This window comes from Halorientalis brevis, from assembly GCF_042678165.1.
GTDB lineage: Archaea > Halobacteriota > Halobacteria > Halobacteriales > Haloarculaceae > Halorientalis > Halorientalis brevis.
In genome coordinates this window covers 177696-187315 of the sequence record NZ_JBHUDJ010000006.1, presented here as the reverse complement: position 1 = coordinate 187315, position 9620 = coordinate 177696, and the positions used below count along the sequence as shown (strand labels likewise).

Below are 9620 nucleotides of genomic sequence, written 5' to 3'. Positions count from 1 at the left end.
ACCCACTGCGGTTCTCGCGGCGCTCACCTCCGAGCGCCGCGTGTACAAAACGTTCGGCGGATTCGAATTCTGGCAGTCGCGCGCAACGTTAGTGAGCACGTCTGCATCTAGTTCGAATCCGTCCGAACCCTTCGCATCGAATCGCTGTCTCTGGATTCGGGTCCTGACAACCAGTATCGTTTTGTTCCCAACACATAAATCAGATGTCAATGGGTTCCGATTCGGTCGTCGAACTCTTTCGTCTCATGGACAATCGAGCCGCTCTTTTGCAGTTGATCGCCGACGGCACGCTCGACAAGGAGGCGGTCGCCGCGCAGGTCGACGTCTCGCGGCCGACGCTGGACCGCGCGTATCGGGAACTCCAGGAGGCGGGAATCCTGACCTCGACGGCGGATGGGTACTCTCTCACGAACTTCGGACAGTTGTTCTGTCAGAACTTCCGCCACACGACGGACGGTCTCGGAACAATGGCCGAGTTTCGGGAGGTGCTGTCGCGACTGCCTGCAGACGCCAGCATCGACACTCGGGTGCTCGACGGTGCGTCGCTCTCCCGGGCCGATGGCGGCGACGTGACGACAGCAGTCAGTGAGGCTGCTGGGCCGCTCCGTGACGCGACCGAGCTCACAGCGTACGTTCCGCCGACGAACGCGACTGTCCTCGACGCCGTCGGTGCGGCCCCCGGCGCGGAGATTTACGAGGCGTCGACCACAGCGCCCTACGAGGTCTTGGTGGCTGACCAGACCGTCGTGATCGTGGTTCCAGCGGCGCCGGACGAGAGTGCAGCCGTCCTCAGCAACGATACCCCTGCTGCCGGTCGGTGGGCGAGCGAGTTCTTCGACCGACTCGTCGATGCCGAACAGACGCGGGACGTGTGACGCGCCGTCGGGGTGAGCAATCAGTTCGTGATTGGCGTTCGCGATTTAATCCTTTGGTAGTGCCGCGAATACAGCCGGGTATGCCTCGCCAACTCTCTCACAACCGCCCCGACCGCGAGGGACTCCCGGTCGAGTCCCTGCTGGACGCACTCAAAAACGACCAGCGGCGAGCGGTCCTGCGGTTGCTCACTGCCAGTGACGGTGCTATGGGGGTCCAGAAACTGGCAGACGAACTGGCGATCGGAACGGCGTTGCCGATTCACGATTCGGACAGAATCGCGGCCGAACTCCATCACAACCACCTTCCGCGACTCGACAGCCTCGGTATCATCACGTACGACCCGGCTGCCAACGTCGCCGAGTCGCTCGACACGATCGAGGAACTCACGCCGTTCCTCGAATTCCTCGCAGTCAAGCGCGACGAGTGACCACGCCGGTCACGACGTGAGGCATCTCGACGCTCGGTCAGGAGTTCCCTGTCTCCGATCGGTCCCGCTGACGCGCTCTCCGCACATGCAGTCACGCTCTGGCTGCGAGTTCCCGAGCGAGTGTGAGGCTGGTGGCGACGTGCTCGCTGGCCTCCGGGTTGTCGATGTCGCCAGTGCTCTCCAGCAACTGCACGACGGTCGCCGCACGGTCGATCGCTACCGCCGGGGTCACGTCACTGGTGGCGATATCGGCCGCTACCGCTTGCGCTTCCCCGAGCCATCGATTCGCAACGGGATCGAGCGGTAACTGTTCGGTCGCCGCGAGGTGCCGGTAGAGTGCCGCTGTCAGTTCGGGGACGTCCATTCGGGATGGGTTGGTCGAGGTTGGACCTCCGCCGTCGCCGTCCATAGACGGGTTTCGGCGGCGATGACTGTAGGCCCTCCGTTCGGTCCCAGGCAGTTGGTGTGGCCCTGGTTTGGCTGGGATCGCTCCTGACGAGACTTTCGAAATCCTTTTTTCTACCACCCGCATCGTTCGAGATACGCCTGACGGCGTGCCGCCTTAGCTCAGACTGGGAGAGCACTCGACTGAAGATCGGGCTGTCCCCGGTTCAAATCCGGGAGGCGGCATTTCTGTCGCGAACAATTCCGTGAGCGACAGAAATGCGACCCGAGCGGATTTCTGAACCCTATCAGTCGCGCGCAGCGGAGCGAGCACGTCTGATTTCGGTTCAAATCCGGGAGGCGGCATCCCTTTCGGCGACGCAACAACGCCGAGCGGGGCGTGTCCCGTGAACGTGAGTCGATTTCTGCAACCCCAGCGCCGACAGGGGTGAATCGTCCTGTGTACGGACAGGAGCGTGCCTGACACCAATTTGTATAGATTTATTTACCATTTGTCCCTCACTGGTGGGTATGGCTGATGACCGATCACTGGTGACGCGCCGTCGCTATCTGACCGGGGCTGTCGTTTCACTCGGTGGATTGACTGGCTGTCTGGGATTTCTCGACGACGCAAGTGAGTCAGAGACGCCGGGCAACTCCGAAACGCCGGACGAGGGCGGCGGGCAGTCCGGATACAGCGGTCCACTGCAGGTGAACGGGATTGAACGCCTGGACGGCGAGGGGCAGATGGTCAAAGTCGCTGTGACTGTCGAAAACACCGGTGATGCGGCACGGCTGGCCACGCTCGTCCTGGAACTGTCTCACACGGAGGCACAGGGGTCGATCGATCGGAAACGACCCGTGCTCCTTGCGTCCGGCCTCGAACGGGAAGTCGTCCTCGCGTTCCAGCCGCGGTTCGTCGGGGAGGATGGCTTCGATCGACCGGAGGAAGGCGAGTTCCGCTTCGACGCGACCTTCGAGAACGACGAGGTGTACGCGGACTATCCGGGACTCGTGACGCCGTCGAGTCGATCAGCCGTCGCCGGCGGAGACGCGTGGCCTGCTGTCGCGTACGACCCTGGCGCGAGCGCGGCTACCCCGGGGACGGAGGCACCTCGCTCCCGCCCGACGTCGGCGTGGTCCGTTTCGGCAGTCGAGTACGCCTACGACGTGTCGGGCCCGGTCGTCGCAAACGAAACGGTGTACGCCGGTCGAAACGTCCGGGCGCTGTCCGTCGAAGACGGCACCGAGCAGTGGGTCCACGAGGGGGCCGCCCGAACCAGCACGCTCGCAGTCGGGGACGGCGTCGTCGCGTTCGGCACTCCGGAAGACGTCCGCGCCGTCGAGGCCGGCAGTGGCGACGTTCGCTGGACAGTCTCGTCCGACGGCGAGATCTGGGACGGCGGCACGACCATCGTCGACGGGCGGGTGTACACGTCGAACGGTCGGCTCCACGCGATCGACGTGGCCTCGGGTGAGGTCACCTGGACGGCAGACGCCGCTGGAAGGTTGGCGGGTCCGCCACCGGTTGCAGATGGCGTCGTCCTGGCGGGCGGCGACCCGCTCCGTGCCATCGACGTCGCGGATGGCTCCGTCCGATGGACGGCTGCCAGCAGCGAACCGATCGCTGCTGCGACCATCGCCTACGACACTGTCTTTGCGCTCACTCCCTCGAAGTTGCTTGCGCTCGATCTGAGCGAGGGTCGCATACGCTGGTTCGCACCTGGCCCGTTCCAGGAAGAACGCATCGCAGTCGGGAACGGTTCGGTGTACGCACAGCGTGCGAACGACTATCGGATGGTCGGCCTCGACGCCGCGAACGGCAACGTCGAGTGGGCGTCTCAGGCGACCGACGGTGTGCTGGGGCCGCCGTCGGCATCGGACGGGGTGCTCGTCGTCACGAGCGAGCAGGGTACTCTGTACGGGTTCGACACCGAGACGGGCGAGAAACTGTGGGCCAAGCGCGTCCCATCGAGCGTCCCAGGCTCACTTGCGGTTGCGGACGGCGTGACCTACTTCAACGAGCCGAGTGGGCCGTTGCGCGCGTTGCGAGCAGCGGAGTGACCTGCGCTCCTCGACGGGCAGCTACGAACTTCGGAACACCGGGACGATCCCGGAATGTGTCGCCCGATAACGAGGTCAAACGTTATTATATGTCGCTTTGATGGAGGGTGTACATGAAGGCAGGAGTGCTTGGCGTCGTCGACGGCTCGTTCAAGGCGGTCGATTCCGTCTCGGAGACGGTCACTGAGGACGACCACGAACTCGAGCGCTGTCTGGTGATCGACCGCGTGTTCTCACTTCCGTCGGGGGGCATGGCGTTCGCCGGTCGCGCCGCCGTCGAGGAACTCGCAGCCCGGACGGAGACGTCGATCGAGGACGGCGAGATTCACGTCACTGAGGCGGCAGGGCCCGTCACGCGGTACACGGAGTTCGTGGGGGTGCCCGGCGAGTTCGTGGCCGTCGACAGCGGGAGCGGGACGTTCGCGTTCGATCTCATCGGAGCCGAGACGAACACGACCATCGAACGCGCGACGCTCGATCTCGACGCGTTCTTCGCCGAACAGGAGGCTGCGACGCCCTGGAAAGCCGGCTTCAACGGGACCGGCGACGACGCCGTGAACGGTATCTTCCACGGCGAGGATCTGCGCCGGACTCACGACCTCCGGGAAACCCTCGAAGACTCGACGCTCAACCAGCTCGGGTTGTCCTACGCCTACGACGACAGCGACGTGAAGATGACGGCCGCCCGGAGCGGGTACGTAGAGGTGTATCGGCCGTCCGAATTCGACTCTGGGCAGTACCTGGAGTTCCTCGCGGACGAGATCGTGCCGCACGTCGACTGATGCGACACTCTGGGGCTGTTTTCGGTACTGTCGGAACGTCCGTGGCGGACCTGTGGTCAGTTCGACCGACAGCGTTGGCACGCTCGCAGCTATCGGCCGACGAGGCTCGCGTCAGCGCGTCACTGACGGTGTGTGCTGCTGGTTCGCTCTGGGCGTCGTTCCCGCGGCCCGCCATGTGCGTGGTACGCTGTCTGGTTTCCCGACGCTTGGTGTTGCCTCTGTGCCATCCGAACGACCACGTCGCCGTCCGTCGGTTCTCTGTGTCGTGCTCGCGTGCTAGACCTCTCTGCTTTTCGACATCGTCGACGGAACTGTCCGTGACGCGACGGCGATGGAACTGAGAAACGGATGGCGGCGGCCACTCGCTGCGGGCTCGACGTCCGATCGTGTCTTCTCTGTAATCTGTCTATTTTCGTATGGCTGTATCCGCGGCTCTGACCGAGTCGGCTCTGGAATTTCGGCCGGGTCGTGGTATCTCTTGTCGCGGAAGTGTTAATACCCTCCCTCCGTTCTCTTTAGAAGCAATGGCAAACGGTACGGTTGATTTCTTCAACGACACAGGCGGTTACGGTTTCATTGACACAGAGGATGCGGACGAGGACGTTTTCTTCCACATGGAAGACGTTGGCGGCCCGGACCTTGAGGAAGGACAGGAGATCGAATTCGACATCGAGCAGGCCGACAAGGGTCCGCGCGCGACCAACGTGGAGCGCCTCTAACGATGGCGAAAGGCAAAGTCGATTTCTTCAACGACACCGGCGGCTACGGTTTCATCGAGACTGACGACGCGGACGAGGACGTGTTCTTCCACATGGAAGACGTCGGCGGTCCGGACCTCGAAGAAGGCCAGGAGATCGAATTCGACATCGAGCAGGCCGACAAGGGTCCGCGAGCGACCAACGTGGAGCGTCTCTAACGATGGCGGAAGGCAAAGTCGATTTCTTCAACGACACCGGCGGCTACGGCTTTATCGAGACTGACGACGCGGACGAAGACGTGTTCTTCCACATGGAAGACGTCGGCGGCCCGGACCTCGAAGAAGGCCAGGAGATCGAATTCGACATCGAACAAGCAGACAAGGGTCCGCGGGCGACCAACGTCACCCGACTGTAAGCGTTTCAGACCTGCACTGCGATTTTCATTTCTTTCACACCGGTGAGCGACTGCGCTGGTCGGTCACGTCGGTTCGAGCGGCTGTTCGGCGCGGTAGACGATCTGCATCGGCAGCCCGGTGGCGTCGGTCGGCGGGTCCGCTGGGAGCGACCGCAGCGAGCCCGGTCCGGGGCGCGCGGTGTACCCGAGCGCGACGGCGTCCAGCACGTCGTGGACGGCGACGTCGTGTCCGGCCGTCGCCTCAGCGCACTCCTGGACGACCGGCGGGGCGTCACGCGTGAACGTCACCAGCGCGCGCATCCGCTCGGCGTACCCGCCGGCGGTCCGTTTTTCCCGTTCGAGCGTCGTCCCCGCGAAGGCGCGATAGCAGACCTCCGGATGCGCCTCGGCAAACACCGGGCGTGCTTCGGTCACTTCCTGGAGCAACTCGTCGACCGCGACGATGCCGTCGCTGACGGCGAAGGCCGATTTCGAGAGCCGGCGGTCGGCTTTCCGCTGGTTCACGCGGTCCGCGGCCGGGTAGCGGCGCTTTCGAGCGGCCTCCCGCACGGGCGGATCGGTCACTGCCGTCGCCCGCGGACCCAGCACTGCGCGGGCTGGCTCCTCACAGGGACGGGGCGTCTCTCCGCTGTCGACGAGTCCGATGGGGACGTCCACGAGGATCCGCTCGACGACCTCCTCGTAACGCGCCCAGATCTCGCCGACCTCGGCGAAGACGTCGGCGTGGGCGAACCCGCTGGCGTCGAAGGCGGCCGCCAGCCAGCCGTCGTCGGTGTACGCGACGCCCAGGAACAGCGCGTCGTCGGTCATCACCGAACAGAGCAACCGGACACGCAAAAAGGGCGGGGCGATCCCGGCCGACGCCGCAGGCTCGGGGCGAACCGACAGAACCGAGAGGCTCGACGCTGCTGAGCAGACACATGGACCGAATCGATTTCGACGACGCCGAGGCGTACGAACCGGACGCTGGCTGGCGACGCGTCGCGCTCGCCGGGGACGACGACGTGAGTCTGGAGTGGTTCGAGAAACCGCCGGGCCACTCCTCGCCGATGCACGACCACGAGAACGGCCAGGTGTGTCTCGTCCTCGCCGGCGAACTCACCATCTACACGGAAGACGAGGAAGCGACCCTCGGCCAGTACGACTCGGTCTGGCTCGACCCCTGGGAGTCACACCGCGTCGAAAACACCGGTGACGCGACGGCAGTCGGTCTGGACGTGTTCGCTCCCGGCCGCTCGTTCGATTTCTGGACCGATCGCGAGACGGACGACTGACCTACTTCGTCAGCTTTTCCAGCGGCACCAGCCGGTGTTCGAGCAGCGGCTTCGTGTATCCTGCCGACTCCTCGGTCATCCCGCTGGTGTACACCTTCACCTTCTGCTGGAGGACGTGTGGCTTCCCCTGCTTGTTCTTGATAATGTCGATAGATTGCCACGCCTCGTCTTCCATATAGTCGGTGGTATCACACGTCCGCTGTTATCTGTTTCGGCCCGCGCTGGCGCATACCTGTTCGTTCTGTGTCACTCGCTCAGTCGCTGCACTTCCTCGTCGCTGAGCGAGATCGCCGTGGCGGCGACGTTCTCTTCGAGGTGGTCGAGGCTGGACGTGCCGGGAATCGGGAGCGTCACCGGTGAGTGCTGGAGGTGCCAGGCGAGGGCGACCTGCATCCGGGTCGCGTCGTGCTCGTCGGCGATCTCGTCGAGCACAGCCGCCTTTTCGCCGAGGTCGCCGGCACCCAGCGGGAACCAGGGGATGAAGCCGATGTCGTACTCCTCGCAGGCCTGCAGCACGTTGGCGTCGTCCCGGTTGCCGGGGTTGTACTGGTTCTGGACGGTCGCGATCTCGACCTGGTCGCGGGCCGTCTCCAGTTGATCGACGGTCACGTTGCTGAGGCCGACGTGGTCGACCAGTCCCTCGTCTTTGAGTTCGGCGAACGCCTCGACGGAGTCCTCGAAGGGCGTGTCCGGGTCCGGACGGTGGAACTGGTAGAGGTCGATGGTGTCGACGCCGAGCCGATCCCGACTCGCGAGCACCTGGTTGCGGATGTAGTCGGGATCGCCGTGGGGGAGCCAGTCGCCGTCCGTGTTCCGCAAGAGACCGGCCTTCGTCGCGACGACGGCGTCTCCGGTGACGCCGGCTTCCCGGACGAGTCGCTCGCTCACGCCGGGGCCGTAGGAATCTGCCGTGTCGATGAAGTCCACGCCGAGATCGACCGCCCGCTGGAGCACCTCTCGGGCAGCGGCCTCGTCGTCCGGCGGGCCGATGACCTCTGGACCGCACAGCCGCATGGCACCGAAGCCGAGTCGATGGACTGTCAACTCCCCGCCGATGTCGAACGTGTCGCTCTCGTTCGTGACTGCCATATCACCTCTGTGAGCGCGAGTCGGTTATGTGTTGGCCGGCGTGCCACTGTCGGACTCGGCGTCCGACCGCAGAACGAAGTCGAACGTCGCTTCGGCTGGCCCTGAGGGGCTGGTTTCCCCCTGATACGTGTTGTCGAACACGAGGACGTAGTTACCGTCGGAGAACCCTCTCGTGAGATCGATCGACGTGACGCTCTCGATCGCCGCCGCCGCGGGAACCACGTTCGGCTCGCGTCTGTACTCGTTGTACTGGACGCCGGTCATGACGTAGAGATCGATAGGCGCACCCTTCGTGACCTGTCCGGTGACGTCCAGTTCCGTGTTCTCGATGACCTGGAAGCCGAGGCGCGTGTATTCGCCCGGTTCGAGCCGCACGCGGGCGCTCGTGCCGGTTTCATTGGCCTCCAGCCCCGCTGGGGTTCCGACGTCCGAGATCACGTCGTTCGGTGGGACGCTCTCGAATCGCTGAAGCGGCGTTGGCGTCTCGGTCCGCGGTGGCGTCTCGTCGGCGGCGGACGGCTCGTCGTTCTCGGTCGGTGACCCGGACTGACCGCGATCGAGACACCCAGCTATGGCACTGACCGCGACCGTCGTGAGCAGCGCTCGCCGTCGCATGACGCGACAGTTTCACGCTCTCTCACAAGTAGTTGTACTTTCAACAGTTCTCCCTCACTCGTCGCCGACGTACACCGTCTTGAGCCGCCCGCCACAGGTTGGGCAACACAGCGTCTGCCACTTCGTCGGATCCAGGTCACCCATCGTCTTGCTCCGGGTCGCGTCCGCGGGATCGACGGTCGCCCCGCAGTGCTCACAGGTGAGCGACTCGCCGTCGGTGATACTGGTCATGGATCTCTCTACGCGTGGATCGCATAAAAATCGCCGTCGGGGTGCCGCTCGGTCGCTATCTCACGGCGGTTGCGTCGTCGAACTCGCGTGCTAGCCGTTTCCGGTCCCCGTCAGGACGAACTCGAAATCGGCCACGGCCTCTCCGGACGGTTCCGTCTGTCCGAGGGGCGTGTTGTCGAACACGAGGAAGTAATTCCCCGAGGAGAACCGATTCGTGACGTCGATCGACGTGACGCCTTCGGCTGCCGTCTCCGATGGAACCAGGTTCGGCTTGCGCTTGAAATCGTTGAACTGGCTGGCGGTCATGACGTACATGTCGATCGGCGCGTTCTTGGTGACCTGCCCGGTGACGACCATCTTGGATCGCTCACCGAGTTCGAAGCCGAGGTTCGTGTACTGCCCTTTCCCGAGGGTGACGCGGGCGCTCGTCCCGGTATCGCCTTTCCCCAACCCGGACGGCGTCCCCACGTTCGAGAAGGCATCGCCCGGTTTCTTCGACTCGAAGGTACTGTTCCCACCCAGTGCATTGCAACCTGTCAGTGTCCCCGCCCCCATAACAGCGAGGAAGGTGCGTCGCCGCATATATACAACCCACATTCATCGGTAGTAAAAGACTTTCCGGCTGTGGAGTACTAGCATTTCACTAACACTTATTCCAACTCTCCCCCTCGCAGTCTGGTGGTTATCTGCCGAGGGGATTTTATTACGTAATATAATACGCGGATTTATACATAATCCTAATACTGACTTATAAAATAACTATAG

General features: G+C 63.8%; 15 protein-coding genes and 1 tRNA gene. 9 read left to right on the top strand and 7 right to left on the bottom strand.

Translation table 11 applies throughout. The features are described 5' to 3' along the window. Positions 1-209: 209 nt before the first annotated feature. Complete coding sequence (locus ACFR9U_RS12730; RefSeq protein ID WP_247380552.1) at positions 210-875, top strand: winged helix-turn-helix domain-containing protein; 666 nt, start codon at positions 210-212, stop codon at positions 873-875. 80 nt (positions 876-955) lie between these two features. Then, positions 956-1303, top strand: a complete 348-nt coding sequence (locus ACFR9U_RS12725; RefSeq protein ID WP_247380554.1) for a DUF7344 domain-containing protein — start codon at positions 956-958, stop codon at positions 1301-1303. Between the two features lie 91 nt (positions 1304-1394). On the opposite strand, the gene ACFR9U_RS12720 is transcribed toward ACFR9U_RS12725, so the two are convergent. Then, positions 1395-1667, bottom strand: coding sequence for a hypothetical protein (locus tag ACFR9U_RS12720; RefSeq protein WP_247380556.1), 273 nt, complete (start codon positions 1665-1667; stop codon positions 1395-1397). Between the two features lie 192 nt (positions 1668-1859). Here ACFR9U_RS12720 and ACFR9U_RS12715 point away from each other — a divergent pair. From ACFR9U_RS12715 to ACFR9U_RS12690, 6 genes are all read left to right on the top strand, one after another. Further along, positions 1860-1933: transfer RNA gene (locus ACFR9U_RS12715), tRNA-Phe, on the top strand. A 285-nt stretch (positions 1934-2218) separates the two neighbouring features. Beyond that, positions 2219-3751: a PQQ-binding-like beta-propeller repeat protein gene (locus ACFR9U_RS12710; RefSeq protein WP_247380557.1), complete on the top strand. Its 1533-nt coding sequence runs from the start codon at positions 2219-2221 to the stop codon at positions 3749-3751. 113 nt (positions 3752-3864) lie between these two features. Further along, positions 3865-4533, top strand: a complete 669-nt coding sequence (locus tag ACFR9U_RS12705; protein ID WP_247380559.1) for a hypothetical protein — start codon at positions 3865-3867, stop codon at positions 4531-4533. Between the two features lie 524 nt (positions 4534-5057). Beyond that, the gene (locus ACFR9U_RS12700; RefSeq protein WP_247380561.1) at positions 5058-5252 is read left to right on the top strand and encodes a cold-shock protein; all 195 of its coding nucleotides are present in this window, start codon (positions 5058-5060) and stop codon (positions 5250-5252) included. Positions 5253-5254: 2 nt separating this feature from the next. Next, complete coding sequence (locus ACFR9U_RS12695; RefSeq protein ID WP_247380563.1) at positions 5255-5449, top strand: cold-shock protein; 195 nt, start codon at positions 5255-5257, stop codon at positions 5447-5449. A 2-nt stretch (positions 5450-5451) separates the two neighbouring features. Continuing rightward, positions 5452-5646: a cold-shock protein gene (locus tag ACFR9U_RS12690; RefSeq protein WP_247380565.1), complete on the top strand. Its 195-nt coding sequence runs from the start codon at positions 5452-5454 to the stop codon at positions 5644-5646. 63 nt (positions 5647-5709) lie between these two features. Here ACFR9U_RS12690 and ACFR9U_RS12685 read toward each other — a convergent pair whose 3' ends face one another. Continuing rightward, the gene (locus ACFR9U_RS12685) at positions 5710-6456 is read right to left on the bottom strand and encodes a DUF429 domain-containing protein (protein WP_247380568.1); all 747 of its coding nucleotides are present in this window, start codon (positions 6454-6456) and stop codon (positions 5710-5712) included. A 110-nt stretch (positions 6457-6566) separates the two neighbouring features. Here ACFR9U_RS12685 and ACFR9U_RS12680 point away from each other — a divergent pair, with 110 nt between their 5' ends. Beyond that, positions 6567-6920, top strand: coding sequence for a cupin domain-containing protein (locus ACFR9U_RS12680; RefSeq protein WP_247380570.1), 354 nt, complete (start codon positions 6567-6569; stop codon positions 6918-6920). Position 6921: 1 nt separating this feature from the next. On the opposite strand, the gene ACFR9U_RS12675 is transcribed toward ACFR9U_RS12680, so the two are convergent. The 5 genes from ACFR9U_RS12675 to ACFR9U_RS12655 form a co-directional block, all read right to left on the bottom strand. After that, entirely contained in the window at positions 6922-7095 is a 174-nt protein-coding gene (locus ACFR9U_RS12675; protein ID WP_247380571.1) for a hypothetical protein, read from the bottom strand. Positions 7096-7166: 71 nt separating this feature from the next. Then, on the bottom strand, positions 7167-8009 hold the full coding sequence (locus tag ACFR9U_RS12670; RefSeq protein WP_247380573.1) for an aldo/keto reductase: 843 nt from the start codon (positions 8007-8009) through the stop codon (positions 7167-7169). 24 nt (positions 8010-8033) lie between these two features. Then, the gene (locus ACFR9U_RS12665; RefSeq protein WP_247380575.1) at positions 8034-8624 is read right to left on the bottom strand and encodes a hypothetical protein; all 591 of its coding nucleotides are present in this window, start codon (positions 8622-8624) and stop codon (positions 8034-8036) included. Between the two features lie 54 nt (positions 8625-8678). Then, positions 8679-8855, bottom strand: coding sequence for a hypothetical protein (locus ACFR9U_RS12660; protein ID WP_247380577.1), 177 nt, complete (start codon positions 8853-8855; stop codon positions 8679-8681). Positions 8856-8945: 90 nt separating this feature from the next. Next, on the bottom strand, positions 8946-9437 hold the full coding sequence (locus tag ACFR9U_RS12655; RefSeq protein WP_247380579.1) for a hypothetical protein: 492 nt from the start codon (positions 9435-9437) through the stop codon (positions 8946-8948). Positions 9438-9620: the final 183 nt, after the last annotated feature.

Excerpts from the sequence above, each read along its gene's own strand:
- ACFR9U_RS12700 (WP_247380561.1), top strand. The coding sequence starts at position 5,058 with ATGGCAAACGGTACGGTTGATTTCTTCAACGACACAGGCGGTTACGGT.
- ACFR9U_RS12725 (WP_247380554.1), top strand. The coding sequence starts at position 956 with ATGCCTCGCCAACTCTCTCACAACCGCCCCGACCGCGAGGGACTCCCG.
- ACFR9U_RS12680 (WP_247380570.1), top strand. The coding sequence starts at position 6,567 with ATGGACCGAATCGATTTCGACGACGCCGAGGCGTACGAACCGGACGCT.
- ACFR9U_RS12670 (WP_247380573.1), bottom strand. The coding sequence starts at position 8,009 with ATGGCAGTCACGAACGAGAGCGACACGTTCGACATCGGCGGGGAGTTG.
- ACFR9U_RS12665 (WP_247380575.1), bottom strand. The coding sequence starts at position 8,624 with ATGCGACGGCGAGCGCTGCTCACGACGGTCGCGGTCAGTGCCATAGCT.
- ACFR9U_RS12695 (WP_247380563.1), top strand. The coding sequence starts at position 5,255 with ATGGCGAAAGGCAAAGTCGATTTCTTCAACGACACCGGCGGCTACGGT.
- ACFR9U_RS12730 (WP_247380552.1), top strand. The coding sequence starts at position 210 with ATGGGTTCCGATTCGGTCGTCGAACTCTTTCGTCTCATGGACAATCGA.
- ACFR9U_RS12660 (WP_247380577.1), bottom strand. The coding sequence starts at position 8,855 with ATGACCAGTATCACCGACGGCGAGTCGCTCACCTGTGAGCACTGCGGG.
- ACFR9U_RS12675 (WP_247380571.1), bottom strand. The coding sequence starts at position 7,095 with ATGGAAGACGAGGCGTGGCAATCTATCGACATTATCAAGAACAAGCAG.
- ACFR9U_RS12685 (WP_247380568.1), bottom strand. The coding sequence starts at position 6,456 with ATGACCGACGACGCGCTGTTCCTGGGCGTCGCGTACACCGACGACGGC.
- ACFR9U_RS12705 (WP_247380559.1), top strand. The coding sequence starts at position 3,865 with ATGAAGGCAGGAGTGCTTGGCGTCGTCGACGGCTCGTTCAAGGCGGTC.
- ACFR9U_RS12690 (WP_247380565.1), top strand. The coding sequence starts at position 5,452 with ATGGCGGAAGGCAAAGTCGATTTCTTCAACGACACCGGCGGCTACGGC.
- ACFR9U_RS12720 (WP_247380556.1), bottom strand. The coding sequence starts at position 1,667 with ATGGACGTCCCCGAACTGACAGCGGCACTCTACCGGCACCTCGCGGCG.
- ACFR9U_RS12655 (WP_247380579.1), bottom strand. The coding sequence starts at position 9,437 with ATGCGGCGACGCACCTTCCTCGCTGTTATGGGGGCGGGGACACTGACA.
- ACFR9U_RS12710 (WP_247380557.1), top strand. The coding sequence starts at position 2,219 with ATGGCTGATGACCGATCACTGGTGACGCGCCGTCGCTATCTGACCGGG.